This is a genomic window from Segatella copri (assembly GCF_949820605.1).
In the GTDB taxonomy this organism is placed as follows: domain Bacteria; phylum Bacteroidota; class Bacteroidia; order Bacteroidales; family Bacteroidaceae; genus Prevotella.
In genome coordinates, this window is the sequence record NZ_CATKVU010000006.1 from 2017934 (window position 1) to 2035064 (window position 17131).

At 49.3% G+C, this 17131-nt stretch carries 11 protein-coding genes; 10 read left to right on the forward strand and 1 reads right to left on the reverse strand.

Going from position 1 to position 17131, the window contains the following annotated elements:
- Window positions 1-238: 238 nt before the first annotated feature.
- Window positions 239-1390 carry an N-acetyltransferase gene (locus tag RCO84_RS09595; protein WP_287860905.1) on the reverse strand — a complete coding sequence of 384 codons (1152 nt, stop codon included), beginning with the start codon at window positions 1388-1390 and terminating at the stop codon, window positions 239-241.
- Between the two features lie 173 nt (window positions 1391-1563).
- Between RCO84_RS09595 and RCO84_RS09600 the strand changes: the two genes are divergently transcribed.
- The 10 genes from RCO84_RS09600 to RCO84_RS09645 all read left to right on the forward strand — a co-directional run bounded on the left by RCO84_RS09600 (window position 1564) and on the right by RCO84_RS09645 (window position 17066).
- A complete protein-coding gene (locus RCO84_RS09600; protein WP_287798338.1) occupies window positions 1564-2931 on the forward strand; it encodes an MATE family efflux transporter in 1368 nt (455 codons plus the stop codon).
- Window positions 2932-2980: 49 nt separating this feature from the next.
- Complete coding sequence (locus RCO84_RS09605) at window positions 2981-7420, forward strand: acyl-CoA dehydratase activase-related protein (protein WP_317584893.1); 4440 nt, start codon at window positions 2981-2983, stop codon at window positions 7418-7420.
- A gap of 162 nt (window positions 7421-7582) precedes the next feature.
- A complete protein-coding gene (locus RCO84_RS09610; protein ID WP_287860900.1) occupies window positions 7583-8524 on the forward strand; it encodes a serine O-acetyltransferase in 942 nt (313 codons plus the stop codon).
- Complete coding sequence (locus RCO84_RS09615) at window positions 8508-10088, forward strand: THUMP domain-containing protein (protein ID WP_317584895.1); 1581 nt, start codon at window positions 8508-8510, stop codon at window positions 10086-10088. The genes RCO84_RS09610 and RCO84_RS09615 overlap by 17 nt, the downstream gene beginning before the upstream one ends.
- 125 nt (window positions 10089-10213) lie before the next feature.
- Window positions 10214-12505: a S9 family peptidase gene (locus RCO84_RS09620; protein ID WP_373690150.1), complete on the forward strand. Its 2292-nt coding sequence runs from the start codon at window positions 10214-10216 to the stop codon at window positions 12503-12505.
- 74 nt (window positions 12506-12579) lie between these two features.
- On the forward strand, window positions 12580-13848 hold the full coding sequence (gene purD / locus RCO84_RS09625; protein WP_006847735.1) for a phosphoribosylamine--glycine ligase: 1269 nt from the start codon (window positions 12580-12582) through the stop codon (window positions 13846-13848).
- A 118-nt stretch (window positions 13849-13966) separates the two neighbouring features.
- Window positions 13967-14914, forward strand: coding sequence for a hypothetical protein (locus RCO84_RS09630; protein WP_317584897.1), 948 nt, complete (start codon window positions 13967-13969; stop codon window positions 14912-14914).
- Window positions 14911-15363: a YqaA family protein gene (locus RCO84_RS09635; RefSeq protein WP_264953405.1), complete on the forward strand. Its 453-nt coding sequence runs from the start codon at window positions 14911-14913 to the stop codon at window positions 15361-15363. Before RCO84_RS09630 ends, RCO84_RS09635 begins: the two co-directional genes overlap by 4 nt.
- A gap of 53 nt (window positions 15364-15416) precedes the next feature.
- A complete protein-coding gene (locus tag RCO84_RS09640) occupies window positions 15417-16322 on the forward strand; it encodes a metal ABC transporter solute-binding protein, Zn/Mn family (protein WP_317584899.1) in 906 nt (301 codons plus the stop codon).
- A 27-nt stretch (window positions 16323-16349) separates the two neighbouring features.
- Window positions 16350-17066, forward strand: coding sequence for a metal ABC transporter ATP-binding protein (locus RCO84_RS09645; RefSeq protein WP_317584900.1), 717 nt, complete (start codon window positions 16350-16352; stop codon window positions 17064-17066).
- The last annotated feature ends 65 nt before the right edge of the window (window positions 17067-17131 follow it).

Here is a 17131-nt window from a genome sequence, read left to right on the forward strand (position 1 = left end):
GCATGCCCCCAGCAGGGAGTGGGAATGAAAGTTAAGAACAAGCCTTGACACAGTTTAAATTACACCCCCCAGAAACGGGCAGAATTCCGCTCGTTTCCATATTGTTACCTATATTATAAAGGCAAACGCCCAAGTTCTTGATATTCAATCAAAGTCCAATTTAGAGCGAGTTAGTTTTATTAACTTTTTAGCCCATTTTCTATTTTTTTTGCGCCTAAACGGCCCAAAACAGAGACTTTTAAATCTTCTTCTTATAGCAGCGATGACGGCGATGCTGTTCGCTCTCCAGATACTGCCACTGGCTCTGAACACCGGTATTGGTCTCCATCTGCGGCATTGCCTCAGCCCATTTAAAGCCATAACGGCGATACTGCTCTATCAGATCGGCAAAAATAAGCGCATTGGCTCCCTTCTTGCGATATTCCGGAAGAACACCAATCAAGAGCAAATCTACCGTATCCGTCTTGTGCCACTTCAGAACCTTCAGCACCTTTAGCCAACCCGTAGGGAAAAGCTTGCCATCGCCTATCTCGCGCAGCGCATCGGTAAACGAAGGGAAGGAAACACCGAAGGCTACCAGTTTGTTGCCAGCGTTGCCATCTACCACACCCGTTACCAGGTTCAAGTCAGCCTTCTTGATATAAGTATTTACATATTCATCTATCTGCTTCTCCGTAAGCTGCTGGAAATCATAGAGATTCTTATAAGTTTCGTTCACTATTTCGAACACCTTCCTACCCATTCCTCCCGAGGTCAGTTCCCGGCGGGTGAACTTATGAACATGCAGATTATATCGGCTCTCTATCATCTGGGCAGTCTTGGCAAACTTAGCCGGCGTCACTTCCGGAATCCTGATGCGGTACTCCAGCCAGTCGTTATCCTTCTCATAGAGCGGATAACTCTCCAGATGCGTCTTGTAATAAGGATAATTGTAATTGATATACATCGTAGACTTCCGGTCGAAGCCCTCGATGAGCAAGCCTTCACGGTCCATATCCGTAAATCCGAGCGGACCTACGCATTCGTTCATTCCCCTGCTCTTGCCCCAGTTTTCTACTGCGCGCAACAAGGCACAGGAAACCGCTACATTATCCACGAAATCGAACCAGCCGAAGCGAACCTGCTTCTTGTTCCACTCTTCGTTGGCACGATGGTTGATAATGGCAGCAATTCTACCTACGATACGAGCCTCGCTGTCAACCGCCAGAAAGTATTGTGCCTCGCAGAATTCGAAGGCAGGATTCTTCTTTGGGTCCAGCGTATTCATCTCGTCGAAACGCAAAAAGGGAATGGCAAACTTATGGTCTCTGTAGAGATCATAATGAAACTGAATGAAGGTTTTCAGCCCTTTTTTAGTCGTTATCGGTATGATTCTTATCTCATCATTCATTAGTATATTGTTTTATGTATATATATTCAATTGCGGCACAAAAATACAATAAATTTATGAATAATGCAACTCTTTTCTTATAAATTTATAAAAGTTGGTTCATAATTGTCCAACTTTGTGGATATTTATGTACCTTTGCAGGTCGAAATGCCCCAAAAGAGCATCATAAAGTTATGAAGAAAGAGAAAAGAGACAACTATACGTTCCTCACTCATGCCCCTGTGCATCATGTGATTTTTACGATGGCCATACCAACGATTATCAGTATGCTGTCGACGAGCATGTACAATCTCGCCGACACCTATTTCGTGGGCAGCATCAACACGCAGAGTGTGGCAGCGGTAGGCGTTGCCTTTGCAGCAATGGCTGTTATCCAGGCGATTGGTTTCTTGTTTGGCCATGGTGCAGGCAATTATGTTTCGCGACAGTTGGGCGCCAAGCATACGGAAGAGGCACAGAAGATGGCAGCCACGGGCTTTGTGCTGAGTTTTCTTACCGGTCTCCTCATCGCCATTCTGGGTCATCTTTTCCTCACTCCGCTCTGCCTTCTGATGGGTTCTACGCCCACCATTCTTCCTTATACAGAGCGTTATCTGGGCATTATCCTGCTGGGTGCTCCCTTTATGACCACCTCGCTTACGCTGAATAACCTGATGCGCTTCCAGGGCAATGCGATGTATGCGATGAAGGGCATCATGTCGGGGGTGCTGCTCAATCTGATTCTGGCTCCTCTGCTCATTCTCTACTTCCAGTTGGGCATTACCGGAGCCGCCGTAGCCACCCTCATCAGCCAGTGTTTCGGCTGCGCCATGCTCTTCTGGATGACGCATAAAGGCGAGAACATCCGCATCCGTCTCAGCAATTTCACCCCTACCCGCGCCTTTGCCAAGGAGATTATCTTCGGCGGAACCCCTTCGCTGTCAAGACAGGGACTGGGAAGTATCGCTACGCTGATGCTCAATGTGGCAGCAGGTGCGTTTGGCGATGCAGCCATTGCAGGTATGAGCATCGTTACCCGCATCTCCTTCTTCACCTATGCGATGGTCATCGGTCTGGGTCAGGGATTCCAGCCGCTCTGCGGATTCTGCTACGGAGCCAAACTCTATGGGCGCGTAAAGGAAGCCTTCTTTTTCTGCATCAAATGCGGCACGGTTTTCCTCAGCGTCTGTGCCCTTCTCGGCTTCATCTTCTCAACTTCCATCATCAGCATCTTCCGCGATGATGCAGCGGTTGTAGCCGTAGGTTCGGTGGCTTTGCGATGGCAGGTGCTCAGTTTTCCGCTCGTAGCCAGCATCGTGCTCACCAACATGCTGATGCAGACCATCCGTAAACCGGTGAGAGCCAACATCGTAGCGGCAGCACGCAGCGGACTTTTCTTCATTCCGCTCATCTTCATCCTTCCCTATTTCTTCGGACTGCTGGGCGTGGAGATGTGTCAGATGTGGGCAGATTGCTGCTCGTTTGCCGTAGCGGTTCCGATAGCCTGGAGCGCTTTCAGGGATATGAGAAGAGAGCAGATGGAACTTGGGAAAAGCCACTAGAAGATAAGAAGATACTAGAAGATAAAAGAAAACACTTGAGATAAGAGAAATGGAGAAGACTTATTACATAGGACTGGACGTTGGCTCTACGACAGCCAAAATAGCCGTTATCGACAGCGATAATCGGGTAATTTACTCAAAATACGAACGCCACAACGCTCGTGTCAACGAACTTGTGTCACAATATTTCGATGAGATTTTAGCCCTCACGGGCGATGCAGAGGCAAGAATCTGCGTAACGGGAAGCGTAGGAATGGCTACTGCCGAACAGCTCCAGGCGGAGTTTGTACAGGAGGTGGTGGCAGCATCGGTCTATGCCCGTACGGCTCATCCTGAGGCGAAAGCGCTCATCGATATTGGTGGCGAGGACGCGAAGGTTATCTTCTTCAAGGAAAACGGAAATATGGAACTGCGCATGAACGGCAACTGTGCCGGCGGAACGGGCGCTTTCATCGACCAGATGAGTGTGCTGATGGGCGTAGAAAACCAGAAGATGAGCGAGTTGGCGATGAAGGCAGAGCACGTTTATCCGATGGCTGCCCGCTGCGGCGTATTCGCCAAGACCGACATCCAGAACCTGATGGCGCGCAATCTGCCCGAAGCAGATATTGCAGCCAGCATCTTCCATTCCATCGCCGTACAGACGGTGGTAACGCTTTCTCACGGCATCAGCTTCGAGGCTCCTATCCTGCTCTGCGGCGGTCCGCTGACCTTTCTTCCGGCTCTCCGCAAGGCTTTCTGCGATTATCTCCATCTCTCTCCAAACGATTTCATCGTATCCGGAAACAGCAATCTCATTCCGGCTCTGGGCTGTGCTTACCGGGCTAAATCGGCAGATTCTGCAGCCTCAGTATCAGTTCTCAGAAGCCGGATGAAAAAAGAAATACAAACGGAATGGACCAGCAGCCTGCTGCCTCTGTTCAAGAATGAGAAAGAGCACCAGGAATGGCTCAAATCAAAGGCGAAATTCGCTACCGAAACCCAACCGCTGAATAAAGGAAAACAGCAGGTTGTGATTGGTATTGACTCGGGCTCTACTACGACGAAGATTGTTGCGGTAAGGGTGAATGCGAAGGCGCCTACTGGAGATATTGTCTTTACCAATTACCGTCTGAATCTGGGAAATCCGATCAAGGCTGTAGCGGATGGACTGAACGCCCTGAAGCAGGAAGCAGCATTGCGAGGTGCTGAACTGGAAATCGTAGGCTCCTGCTCTACAGGTTACGGCGAAGAACTCATCAAGGCGGCTTTCGGCCTAGACAGCGGCATTATCGAAACAATGGCGCACGAAAGAGCGGCTGCCTCACTCATGCCCGACGTGAGTTTTATCCTGGACATCGGCGGACAGGACATGAAGGCTATCTTCGTGGAGAAAGGGGCTGTGGTGCGCATGGAACTCAACGAGGCGTGCAGTTCGGGCTGCGGAACATTCATCCAGACCTTTGCCAACAATATGGGTTATTCTGTAGGCGATTTTGCTCAACTCGCCTGCCAGTCGAAGGCTCCCTGCGACCTGGGAACCCGCTGCACCGTCTTCATGAACACGAAGGTAAAACAGGTGCTCAGAGAGGGCGCTTCTGTAGCTGATATTTCTGCCGGAATCTCTTATTCGGTCATCAAGAACTGTCTTTATAAGGTATTGAAACTCCATGGTAATGAGAACCTTGGAGGCAAAATCGTTGTGCAGGGTGGTACAATGAGAAACGATGCGGTGGTAAGAGCATTTGAGTTGCTCACCCATACCGAAGTGGCACGAAGCAACATGCCTGAACTGATGGGCGCCTACGGCTGTGCCCTTCATGCGGCGGCAGATTACAAGCATCGCACATCTGCAGAAGACGAGTACCCTGCCTCATCAAGAACCATCGATGATCTCCAGAATCTGGCTCATTATGAAACCAAACAGCTGCAATGCAAAGGCTGCGAAAACCATTGTTATGTTTCCCGCTACACCTTTGCCGGCGGCAACCGATTCTACTCCGGAAACAAGTGTGAGCGTGTGTTCAACAACAAGGGAGCAAACGGGATAAAAGGCAAGAATATCTACGAATACAAATATAGTTTACTCTTTGATAGAGAGACAGTTAACCAACCTGCTACCGCATTTCACGGTACATGGGTAGGTATTCCTCGCATCCTCAATATGTACGAGGAATATCCGTTCTGGAATGCGCTGCTCCGGGCAGCCGGATTGGGCGTGATTCTCTCTTCCGATTCCACTTTCAGCCAGTATGAAGGAGCCTTGAATACGGTGATGAGCGACAATATCTGCTTCCCGGCTAAACTGGCTCACAGTCATCTGAAGGAACTCAACGAGAACCCGAAGGTTGACCGCATCCTCATGCCATACGTGGTTTATGAACATAATGACGACCCGAAGAATACGCTGAACAGCTTCAACTGTCCGGTCGTTTCGGGCTACAGCGATGTCATCAAGTCGGTCATCAATCTGAAGAAACCGATCGATACGCCCGTCATCAACTTTGCCCAGCCTAAGGCGCTGGAAAAGCAGATTACCGATTATCTCAAGCAACTGGGAGTAAGCAAGAAGACTGCCCATAAAGCGCTGAGAGAGGCCCTCTATGCTCAGGCAGTATATACAGCTGAGATAAAAAAACAGGGCTGGGAGATTCTGAAGCCAAACAAGGGACTTACGATTCTGCTGGCGGGCCGTCCTTATCATACTGACCCGCTGATTCAGCACAAGCTGAGCGAGATGATTGCCAATCTGGGAGTCAACGTCATCAGCGAAGACATCGCCCGGGGTAATCTCTTTGCAGATTTCAAAGACTTCAATCTGGAGAATCTGGCGGCAGAAAGAAATGAGGCAGCTTTAGCCAGCCAAGACAACAACGAAGCATACAACTGTCAGCCAGAAACTTATCTCGTGAAGCAATGGGCGTATATGAACCGCATTCTGAAGGCAGCGCAATGGGCTGCCGAACAGGGCGATGAGGTTCATTTCGTCCAGATGACCAGCTTCGGCTGCGGTCCTGACAGTTTTATCCAGGACGAGATTCGCGACATCATGAAGCGCCACAACAAGCCGTTCACGCTGTTGAAGATAGATGATGTGAGCAATATCGGCTCCCTGAAACTCCGTGTCCGCTCGCTGATAGAAAGCCTGAAGGGAGTAAAGGAAGTGAAGAGTGAAGAACGAAGAGTGAAAAATTCATCAGCTGAAGAAATTCAACATTCAACACTCAACATTCAACATTTACAGCAGACCAAGGTATTCACCAAGCAGGATATTCATCGCAAGATTCTCGCTCCTTTCATGACCGAATACCTCACCCCTATCATTCCGCCTATCCTGAAACTGATAGGCTATGATGTTGAGGTACTTCCGATGAGCAATGAGGTAAGCGCCGAACTCGGTTTGAAGTTTGCCAACAACGAAGTCTGTTATCCGGCAACCCTTATCGTCGGCGACATCATCAAAGCCTTGAAATCAGGCAGATACGACCTGAATAATACGGCGGTAGTGATGAGTCAGACGGGCGGCCAGTGCCGCGCAACCAACTACGCCGGTCTCATCAAGCGTGCGATGATTTCCAATGGATTCCAGGACATTCCGCTGCTCACACTCGGTGTAACAGCCTCAACAGGCGAAGCATCAGGCTCAACAGACGACAAGCAAGACTATAACGAGCAGGACGGCTTCAATGTGCCTTGGCTGAAATACAGTCAGATTATCGTTACCGCCATTTTCTATGGCGATGCAATCAACGAAATGTACAATGCCTGCATCGTAAGAGAGCGTAAACCGGGCATTGCCAGAGAGTTGCGCGATAAATATATGCAGCTGATAGACGGACCTATCGCCCAGAATTCAGCCAAAGGACTCATCCGACTCCTGGAACAGGCAGCCGAAGAATTCAACCAGATGACCCTCGACAGAACGTTGCCGAAGGTAGGAATCGTAGGCGAAATCTTCCTGAAGTTCAATCCTTTCGCCCACCAGTTCCTGGAGCAGAACATCATCTCGCGCGGCATAGAGGTGGTTCCGCCTCTGCTTGCCCCCTTCTTCCTGCAGGAATTTGTGAATGTAGAGATACAGAAACACATGCGGCTGAGTTGCACCAAAGTGCCCGATTTCATCATCAAGGGCGCTTATCAGGCGCTGATAGGCAGAAGATTGCGCCAGGTAAACAAGGCAGCCGGCAAGTTCCGCTACTTCCGTCCGTTCACCAATATCTATGATGATGCGAAGGACGTACAGGGACTGGTTTCGCTCGCAGCCCAGTTTGGAGAAGGCTGGCTTCTGCCTGCCGACATCGTAGGTTACATCCGTGATGGCGTGAACAATATCATCTCGCTCCAGCCTTTCGGCTGCATCGCTAACCACGTGATTTCCAAGGGCATCGAGAAACGTCTCCACGACCGTTTCCCTACGCTCAACCTCGTATCGCTCGACTTCGATTCCGGTGTTTCAGAGGTAAACGTCACCAACCGACTGCTCCTCTTCCTGGACAGCATCGCAAAATAAGACAAGCCAGACCCATGTACGGTAAAACACCGTACATGGGTCTTTCCGTCTTTCATCCCCCAAAAAATCACTCTAAAAAATACAAAAAACCATAGCTATTTCTTTGTCATTCAAGAAAATAATCGTATCTTTGCACTCAAATTTTATTGAGACATTAAGAAAATGAGTAAAGATACATTAACTCATCAGCTGACAGAGACCATCGAGGAGCTTTCGAGCGCCGAATCTTTGAAGGGTCTCTTCCATCAGCATCGAGACGGGAATCCACTTCCTTCGGGCAAGGCGCTCGAAGAAATCATCAGTTTGTCCCGTTCTATCCTCTTTCCGGGATATTTCGGCAATTCTTCGGTAAATATCTCAACCATCAAATATCATATTGGAGTAAGAGTAGAGAAACTCTATGAGATGCTGTCAGAGCAGATTCTCGCCGGTCTCTGCTTCGCCAACGACTGCGAAACGGAAACCCAGGCTGAACTGCAGCACCAGCGTGCCAAGGCAGGCGTGATTGCAGCCAAGGCAATCATGGATTTCCCAAGACTGCGCAAGATACTGGCTACCGATGTAGAGGCTGCCTACGAGGGCGACCCGGCAGCTATGAGTCACGGAGAAATCATCTCCTGCTACCCGGTCATCAAGGCGATTACCAACTACCGCATAGCCCACGTACTGCACGAACTGGGAGTGCCGCTCATTCCGAGAATGATGACCGAACTGGCTCATTCGGAAACCGGTATTGATATTAACCCGGAGGCTACCATCGGCAAGCACTTCACCATCGACCACGGTACGGGTGTGGTGATTGGAGCTACCTGCATCATCGGCGACAATGTGAAACTCTACCAGGGTGTAACCCTCGGAGCCAAGAGTTTCCCTCTCGATAAGGACGGCAATCCTATCAAGGGAATCCCTCGCCACCCTATCCTAGAAAATGATGTCATCGTCTACGCCAATGCCACCATCCTCGGTCGCATCACCATCGGAGAAGGCTGCGTAGTGGGAGCCAACGTATGGGTTACCAAGGATATGAAACCGAAAACAAAGAAATATAAAAAAGAAAAACAAAGTTTATTAGATATAGAATTCAATAATGGAACAGGAATTTGAACTCATTGCCAAGACCTTCATGGGTCTCGAGCCTGTCTTGGCTGAAGAGCTCACCCAGTTGGGTGCCAATAATGTACAGATCGGTCGCCGCATGGTGTCTTTCACAGGCGACAAGGAAATGATGTATCGTGCTAACTTCCAGTTGCACACAGCCATCCGTATCTTAAAGCCTATCAAGCACTTCAAGGCTAGAAGCGCTGAAGAGGTGTATGATCAGATCCAGAAGATCAAGTGGGATGACATCTTAGACGTGAAGAAGACTTTCTCTGTTGACTCAGTAGTCTACTCAGAGGAGTTCCGCAACTCACGCTTCGTAACCTACAAGGTAAAGGATGCGATTGTTGACTGGTTCCGCGAGAAGCAGGGTACACGTCCAAATATCAGCGTATCTAACCCGGATATCCGCCTCAACATCCACATTGCAGAAGACAATGCCACCTTGAGTCTCGATTCGAGTGGTGAGAGTCTGCACCGCCGTGGCTACCGTCAGGAGCAGGTAGAGGCTCCTCTGAACGAGGTTCTCGCTGCAGGTATGATTCTGATGACAGGCTGGAAGGGCGAATGCGATTTCATCGACCCGATGTGTGGTTCAGGTACCATCGCCATCGAAGCTGCCCTCATCGCCCGCAACATCTCTCCAGGTGTATTCCGCAAGGAGTTTGCCTTCGAGAAGTGGAACGATTTCGACCAGGATCTCTTCGATACGATTTATAACGACGACTCTCAGGAGCGTGAGTTCGAGCTCCACATCTACGGATATGATGTAGATATGAAGGCGGTGAACACAGCTAATCTCAACGTTCGTGCTGCCGGTCTTAGCAAGGACATCACCATCGCCCAGCAGGACTTCAAGGACTTCACCCAGCCTGCAGAGAAGAGCATCATCGTGATGAACCCTCCATACGGTGAGCGCATCTCTACCCCTAACCTCCTGAACACCTACAAGATGATAGGTGAGCGCTTCAAGAAGGCTTTTGCCGGCAACGAGGCTTGGGTATTGAGCTACCGCGAGGAGTGCTTCGAGCAGATTGGTCTGAAACCATCTATCAAGATTCCTGTATTCAACGGAAGCTTGGAGTGCGAATTCCGCAAGTATGTGATGTTCGACGGCAAGATGAAGGACTTCCGTTCTGAAGGCGGTATTGTGAAGACTGAGCGCGAGAAGAGCGAGATGGCTCAGAAGCACCGTTTCAAGAAGGAGCGTGAATTCAAGAAGCGTGTAAGCGAGGAGACTGAAAACGAGGAGGACGACATCCGTTCTTTCAAGTTCCATACTCACCGTCTGGAAGACTTCGAGAAGAAGCGTGCTGAGTTCCATAAGAGCGGCCGTTCACGTATCGGTGGCGGTCGACGCAATGATGACGACGATGACAAGCGTGGCAGCCGCAGCTTCAAGGGCGACCGCAAGGGTGGCCGTGACTTCGGTGGCAAGCGCGACGGAAAGCGTTTCGAGAAAGGCGACAAGCGTGGTGGCTTCAAGGGCGACAAACGTGGTGGCCGTGATTTCGGAGGAAAGCGCGGAGGCAAGAAGAACTTCAGCGTTGACTTCAACGACGAGGATTAAAGACATATCGACCCATACATCGTGTTTCACGACGCATGGGTGTTAAACCCGATAAAGTAAAGAATATAATGAATCTGAAGAATTCAATTTATAAATTATCTTTTGCTGCTATGATCATGATGGCTATGAATGCAACCGACTTACAGGCTCAGGGCGTGGTTCCTGCTCAGAAAGGCGAGAAAACCTTTACATTGGAAGACCTGAACTTCGGCGGCAACAACTATCGTAACATGGTGGCTAAGAACCGCTGGTGCACCTGGTGGGGCAATGAACTCGTTCGCCAGGATGTGGATGCCTGCTATCTCGTCAACAAGACGACAGGCAAGGAGACCAAACTCTTCGGCATCAATGACATCAACCAGTGGATTGCTCCTACCAAAGACATCAAGGTAAGAGCCCTCTACAATGCTCTCTTCCCTTTTGCTGGCAAGAGCATCGTGATGGTAAGCAACGGCAGCAAGACTTATACCGTAGACTTCAAGAAGCATAAGCTGCTGAGCGAGATGGATTTTGCTGACGGCGAGAACCTCCTGGAGGCCAACGCCCAGCAGAACGCCTTCGCCTATCTGAAGGGCAGCAACCTCTATGTGCGTACCTTCGATGTAACCAGCAACGCCCTGACAAAAGAAAAGAAATCTCACGATTTCCAACTCTCAAAGGACGGAAGCCGCGAAATTGTTTATGGACAGAGTGTTCACCGCGATGAGTTCGGCATCAGCAAGGGAACCTTCTGGAGTCCGAACGGCGAACTGCTCGCCTTCTATCGTATGGACCAGAGTATGGTAACCGACTATCCGCAGGTCGACATCCCGGAGATTGATTACTTCAATCATCCTGAAACCCAGACCTGCTGCGCAAAGCCTGCACCAGACAAGTATCCGATGACTGGCGAGACATCACACAAGGTAACCGTAGGCGTGTTCGACTGCATGACCGGCAAGACCGTCTATCTGAAGGCTGGCGACCCAACCGACCGCTACTTCACCAACATCGCATGGAGTCCGGACAGCAAGACCATCTATATGTTCGAACTGAACCGCGACCAGAACGACTGCCGTCTGACTGCCTACAATGCAGAAACCGGCGAGAAGACAGGCGAACTCTATCGCGAGACCGATGAGAAATATGTAGAACCATGTCATCCTATCCAGTTCCTGCCTTGGGACAGCAGCAGTTTCATCATGCAGTCCCGCAAGGATGGTTACAACCATCTCTATCTCTGTGAAGTGAAGAACGAAGAACGAAAAACGAAGAATTCAAATGCCAAATCTTCATCAGAAAAGCAAGAGAATTCTTCACTCTCCACTCTTCACTCTTCACTTTCAATCCGGCAGTTGACTTCCGGCAAATGGGAAGTGATGGAAGTGCTCGGTTTCAACAGCAAGCGCAAGAGTATCATCATCGCATCCAACGAGAAATCGCCTATCCAGAGAAACATCTTTGCCGTAGATACAAAAACCGGCAAGCGTACGCTGGTAGATGATTGCGGCAAGGGATGGCACAGCGCCACTTTGAGCGAGAACGGACAGTATGTCTTCGACAACTACTCTACTCCTACCGTTCCTCGCAAGATTGCCCTCGTGAATACCGAGAACGGCAAGCGCACCGCTTACTTCACTGCCGAGAACCCTTGGAAGGGCTACAATGTACCTGAGTACAGCTGCGGTACCATCAAGGCAGCCGATGGCGAAACAGACCTCTACTGGAGAATGGTGAAACCGGTAAACTTCGATCCAAACAAGAAGTATCCTACCATTATATATGTATATGGTGGACCTCATGCCCACAACGTAGATGCCCGCTGGAACTACTCTAGCCGGGGTTGGGAAACCTACATGGCAGAAAAGGGCTATCTGCTCTTCATTCTCGACAACCGTGGAAGCGAGAATCGTGGCAAGGCTTTCGAGCAGGCTACCTTCCGTCAGCTCGGACAGATTGAGATGCAAGACCAGATGAAGGGTGTGGAATATCTGAAGACGCTTCCTTACGTAGATGCTGACAAGATTGGCGTTCACGGCTGGAGCTTCGGCGGATTCATGACCATCTCACTGATGACCAACCACCCTGATGTGTTCAAGGTAGGCGTAGCAGGCGGCCCGGTAATCGACTGGCACTGGTACGAGGTGATGTATGGCGAGCGCTATATGGACACCCCACAGACCAACCCAGAGGGTTACAAAAAGACCTCCCTGCTCTATCAGGCAAAGAACCTGAAGGGCAAGCTGCAGATTATCCAGGGTTTGAACGATGTGACTGTAGTGCCACAGCACTGCCTCACCTTCCTCAAGGCTTGCATCGCAGCAGGCACCCAGCCAGACTTCTTCGTCTATCCTGGCGAGCCTCACAACATGAGAGGTCATCAGAGCACTCATCTGCATGAGCGCATCAGCAATTATTTCTTCGATTATCTCAAGTAAATATCTAGGAGTAAACATCCCCCGAAAAGGGGAGTTTACTTCTACATCAAATAACAAACAATAACTTACAGCAAATGAAAATTTTATTGTTAGGAGGCGGTGGCCGCGAGCACGCCTTAGCATGGAAAATCGCTCAGAGCGAGAAGTGTGAGAAACTTTTCATCGCTCCTGGTAATGCCGGTACACAGAATGTCGGCGAGAACGTAGATATCAAGGCAGACGACTTTGAGGCGCTCAAGAACTTCACTGTAGAAAATGGCGTTGATATGGTAGTAGTTGGTCCGGAAGACCCATTGGTAAAGGGTGTTTACGATGACTTCAAGAACGATCCTCGCACCCAGAACATCCCTGTCATCGGTCCATCAAAGGCTGGCGCCGTACTGGAAGGCAGCAAGGACTTCGCCAAGAAGTTCATGAAACGCCACAACATCCCTACTGCCCAGTATGAGACTTTCGACGGCGAGCACGTAGAGGAAGGCTTGAAATTCCTGGAGACACTGAAGGCTCCTTATGTATTGAAGGCTGACGGTTTGTGCGCCGGTAAGGGCGTTCTTATCCTCCCTACCCTGGAAGAGGCTAAGAAAGAGTTCAAGGAGATGCTCGGCGGTATGTTCGGCAACGCTTCTGCACGCGTAGTCATCGAGGAATTCCTCAGTGGCATTGAGTGCTCTGTATTCGTATTGACAGACGGCAAGAACTACAAGATTCTGCCTGAGGCGAAGGATTACAAGCGCATCGGCGAGCACGATACCGGTCTGAACACTGGCGGTATGGGTAGCGTTACCCCTGTACCATTCGCTACCAAGGAGTGGATGCAGAAGGTTGACGAGCGCATCATCCGTCCTACAGTAGAAGGACTTGCTGAGGAGAATATCGACTATAAGGGATTCATCTTCTTCGGTCTGATCAACGTTGAAGGCGAGCCTATGGTCATCGAGTACAACTGCCGTATGGGTGATCCAGAGACAGAGAGCGTGATGCTCCGCCTGAAGAGCGACATCGTGGATCTCTTCGAAGGTGTAGCAGCAGGCGATTTGGACAAGCGCAGCATCGAGTTTGATGAGCGTGCAGCAGTCTGCGTGATGCTCGTAAGCGGCGGTTATCCTGAGGCTTACAAGAAGGGTTATCCTATCCAGGGCATCGACGATGTAGAAGGTTCGGTAGTATTCCACTCCGGTACAGCCATGAAGGATGGTCAGGTAGTAACCAACGGTGGTCGTGTCATCTGCGTAAGCAGCTACGGCAAGAACAAGGAAGAAGCCTTGAAGAAGAGCTTTGCTGAGGCACAGAAGATCCAGTTCACCGACAAGTACTTCCGTTCTGATATCGGACAGGACCTTTAGTTTTTTAATGTTGAATGTTGAATGTTGAATGTTGAATTGCCTAACGGACTCAAGGGCGCTAGCCTAATTCAACATTCAACACTTAACATTCAACATTCAACATTCAACATTGAATTAGATGTTAAGAAAGAAAACTTTTCAAAATAAAGTAGCGGCTAGCCGCTACTCTTTACCTATTACTGCAACCCTTGCCACGCTGGTTTGGGTTGCAGTAGGTTTATTGGTATCCAATATCTGGGTAGAATTTGCTTTCACAGCCATGTGTACCCTGCTGATGGTGGAACTGAACAACCGTAATGCCCTGATGCGTACCTACAGCCGAATGGTATCTTGCAGTTTTCTGGCATTACTGACGATGGCAGGACTCCCCCAACTCTCTTTAAAAAGCAGTATTGTGACGATGTGTTTCATCGCCTTTTATCTCATTATCTGGAATTGCTACCAGGATAAACGCTCAACAGGCTGGACTTTCTACGCCTTTGCCTGCATCGGTCTGGCATCAATGGTTTTCGTGCAGATAGGCTATTTCATGCCTATCCTATGGATCATGATGATGGTGTTTACCCTCTCGTTTAGCGTAAAGACATTCTTTGCATCCCTGGTAGGTCTCATCGTGCCCTATTGGTTTGCAGCCGGTTATTTTTTCTATACCGACAACATACAGGGTCTGGCTGACCACTACTGCGAATTCATCAACTACAGCGAACTCTTTGATTATTCGCAGGTTACCGACCATCAGGTACTGAACCTGAGTTTCGTTACCCTGCTCACCATCATCGGTTCCATCCACTTCATACGCACCAGCTACGGCGACAAGATACGCACCCGCATGATCTACGAAACGTTTATCATGATATCGGTTGCCTGCATCATCTTCATCGTCCTCCAGCCTCGACATATACAGGAACTGGGCGGCATCCTGATTGTGAATACAGCACCGCTTATCGCCCATTTCATCACATTCACCAGAGGTAAGTTTACCAACATCTCCTTCATCCTGCTGCTCATCATGCTGGTACTTATCATGGCTTACAACATACTCGTACCAGAGAGCATATTACTATGAGTTGGATAATAGATTTCTTAATGAGCTGGGGCTACTGGGGCATGCTGGTATCAGCCTTCCTTGCCGGCAGTTTCGTTCCCTTCAGCAGCGAGGTGGTGATGTCGGGCTTACAGGCTGCCGGACTGGAACCTATCCAGCTCGTACTGTATGGAAGCATCGGCAATGTGCTCGGTTCTATGTTCAACTATGGCGTAGGACGGATGGGCAAGTTGGAATGGATAGAGAAATATCTGCATGTAAAGAAAGAGAGTCTTGACAAGGCTCAGCATTTCATGGCCGACAGAGGAGCCTGGATGGGATTCTTCGCCTTCCTGCCCCTGTTGGGAAGTGCCATCACCATCGTTTTGGGACTGACGAGAGCCAACATCGTGATTTCTGTCATCAGCATCACCATCGGAAAGATGTTGAGATATGTTCTGCTGGTTTACGGACTGAGTTTCATCTTTTAAGTCAGCATCATAAGAAAGAAAACAAAGAATTGATTCATATAGATTGACTGCTTATGAGAAAGTATTTATACCTTATTATATTATGTGTGGTTTTCACGGGCTGTAAAGGCAGCCAGCAGAAAGGTAACACAGCAGAAAGTAACGGAAAGGAATCTGTCGCCAACAGCGATGGCAAACCTGCTGTTACCGTAACTATCCCTCCCTACAAGTTTTTCGTTAATAAGATTGCCGGAGATAAGGTGGATGTCAACGTGATGGTATCCAACGGCAACAATCCAGAAACTTACGAGCCTTATGCCCAGCAGATGATGGAACTCTCCAGGAGTGCCCTCTATCTGAAAGTGGGCTGCATCGGTTTCGAACAGACCTGGATGAAGAAGCTGCAGGACAACGCTCCTGACATGAAGGTGATAGATACCTCCACAGGCATCACGCCCGCCAAGACACCAGGCGGCAATACCGACCCGCATGTATGGATGAGTTGCAAAAACGCCCGCATCATCTCCAGCAACATCTTCAAGGCACTCTGCCAACTGGAACCGGAAAACAAGACTTTCTTCCAGAAAAACTATCAGCAGTTGCTCTGCAGCATCGACAGGCAGGATAGCATCATCAGAAAGAGTTTCAAGGATAATCCGGAGATGGTTCGCAAGTTCGTCATCTATCACCCTATCCTCACCTACTTCGCCCGCGATTACCAGTTGGAGCAGCTTGCCATCGAGGAAGAAGGCAGGGAGCCAAGCGCCGCCCAGCTCAAGAGTCTCATCGAAAGAGCCAGGAAGGAAAAAATCAGATACTGTCTCATACAGGCTGAATTTGCCAACCGCAACACCACGACATTCATCAAGGAAAGCCATACCAAGGCGATGGATATCAACCCATTGCAGGCAGATTGGGCCAATGCAATGAAAGAAGTATCTCTGGCGGTACAGGGCAAGAAAATTGTGGTAGGAAAATAAAGAACAACAACTAATCATAAAAGTTCTATGTTCAAAGTTCAAAGTTCAAAGTTAATAGAGATAGAGCATCTTTCGGCTGGTTACGAAGGCAAGGATGTGCTCCACGATATCAACCTCACCGTCTACAAAGACGATTATCTTGGCATCATCGGTCCCAACGGTGGTGGCAAGACAACCCTCATGCGCCTCATCCTGGGACTGATGAAACCCACAGACGGCAGCATCCGCTTTTATAAAGACGGGGAGGAAGTAAGGGAAATCAGTATGGGATATCTGCCCCAATACAATCATCTCGACAAACAGTTCCCTATCTCCGTTTATGAAGTGGTACTCTCAGGACTCAGCAAGACCAAAAGTCTCTTTTCGAGATACACACAGGCACAGCACCAGCAGGTTCTCGACTGTCTGGAACAGATGCAGCTCACAGAGTTGAAAGACCGCCATATCGCAGCCTTGAGCGGCGGGCAACTTCAGCGAGTACTCCTCGCCCGCGCCATTGTTTCCAAACCCGATGTAGTAATACTGGATGAGCCCAACACCTATATCGACCGCCGCTCCCAGAAGCAGATGTACGAGATGCTGGAACAGATCAACCGGGAGTGCGCCATTATCATCGTAAGTCATGATGTAGCCGAAGTGCTCAATAACGTAAAGCATATCGCCTGCGTAAATCATCATCTCCACTACCACGATACGGCCGATATGCCGAGAGAGAAACTGGAAGAGCATTTCTTAAATGTATAGGCTTATTATATAATAATGCCTAAAAAACAGGTGCAAAAATCCATATTATCTCATCTTTTTATTAT

What these genes read in the sequence shown, in the direction of transcription:
- RCO84_RS09595 (WP_287860905.1), bottom strand. Translation starts at nt 1,390, where the DNA reads ATGAATGATGAGATAAGAATCATACCGATAACGACTAAAAAAGGGCTG.
- RCO84_RS09600 (WP_287798338.1), top strand. Translation starts at nt 1,564, where the DNA reads ATGAAGAAAGAGAAAAGAGACAACTATACGTTCCTCACTCATGCCCCT.
- RCO84_RS09605 (WP_317584893.1), top strand. Translation starts at nt 2,981, where the DNA reads ATGGAGAAGACTTATTACATAGGACTGGACGTTGGCTCTACGACAGCC.
- RCO84_RS09610 (WP_287860900.1), top strand. Translation starts at nt 7,583, where the DNA reads ATGAGTAAAGATACATTAACTCATCAGCTGACAGAGACCATCGAGGAG.
- RCO84_RS09615 (WP_317584895.1), top strand. Translation starts at nt 8,508, where the DNA reads ATGGAACAGGAATTTGAACTCATTGCCAAGACCTTCATGGGTCTCGAG.
- RCO84_RS09620 (WP_373690150.1), top strand. Translation starts at nt 10,214, where the DNA reads ATGAATGCAACCGACTTACAGGCTCAGGGCGTGGTTCCTGCTCAGAAA.
- purD (WP_006847735.1), top strand. Translation starts at nt 12,580, where the DNA reads ATGAAAATTTTATTGTTAGGAGGCGGTGGCCGCGAGCACGCCTTAGCA.
- RCO84_RS09630 (WP_317584897.1), top strand. Translation starts at nt 13,967, where the DNA reads ATGTTAAGAAAGAAAACTTTTCAAAATAAAGTAGCGGCTAGCCGCTAC.
- RCO84_RS09635 (WP_264953405.1), top strand. Translation starts at nt 14,911, where the DNA reads ATGAGTTGGATAATAGATTTCTTAATGAGCTGGGGCTACTGGGGCATG.
- RCO84_RS09640 (WP_317584899.1), top strand. Translation starts at nt 15,417, where the DNA reads ATGAGAAAGTATTTATACCTTATTATATTATGTGTGGTTTTCACGGGC.
- RCO84_RS09645 (WP_317584900.1), top strand. Translation starts at nt 16,350, where the DNA reads ATGTTCAAAGTTCAAAGTTCAAAGTTAATAGAGATAGAGCATCTTTCG.